This window comes from Rhodococcus sp. KB6 (assembly GCF_001445685.1).
GTDB classification, from domain to species: domain Bacteria; phylum Actinomycetota; class Actinomycetes; order Mycobacteriales; family Mycobacteriaceae; genus Rhodococcus_F; species Rhodococcus_F qingshengii.
In genome coordinates this window covers 1-381 of record NZ_LNAK01000139.1, presented here as the reverse complement: position 1 = coordinate 381, position 381 = coordinate 1, and the positions used below count along the sequence as shown (strand labels likewise).

1 protein-coding gene is annotated in these 381 nt (G+C 59.3%); it reads left to right on the top strand.

The annotated features are described in order from the left end of the window. A partial coding sequence (locus tag ASU23_RS34320) for a hypothetical protein (protein ID WP_172827089.1) occupies positions 1–381 on the top strand: 381 nt, incomplete at both ends.

Genomic DNA, 381 nt, shown 5'->3' with positions numbered 1-381 from the left:
TGAGGTGGCGTACTTCGATGATTTGCGTCAGGTTGTGGACAAGGGTGCATTGAGTGGTTTGGCTGCTGATGCTCCGTTGGTTGCGACGATGGTCGGCAGTGATGGTTTCTCGGTGACGGGAACCTTGGCGGCCGGTGAGAGCAAGTCGGTGACGTATTCGGTGAAGGTCAATGCCGATGTGGTCGGTGGGGTGTTCGTGAACAACTTCGTTGTTCCGGGTACGACTCCGCCGGTTGATCCTCCGGAGGTGTGTGATCCGGTGACGCAGCTGTGCACGACGCATCCGGTGAAGGTTCCGGGGTTCACGGTCGCGAAGGCTGCCGATCCTGCGTCGGGTACCAATGTTGCTGCGGGTCAGACGATCACGTATACGGTGACGGG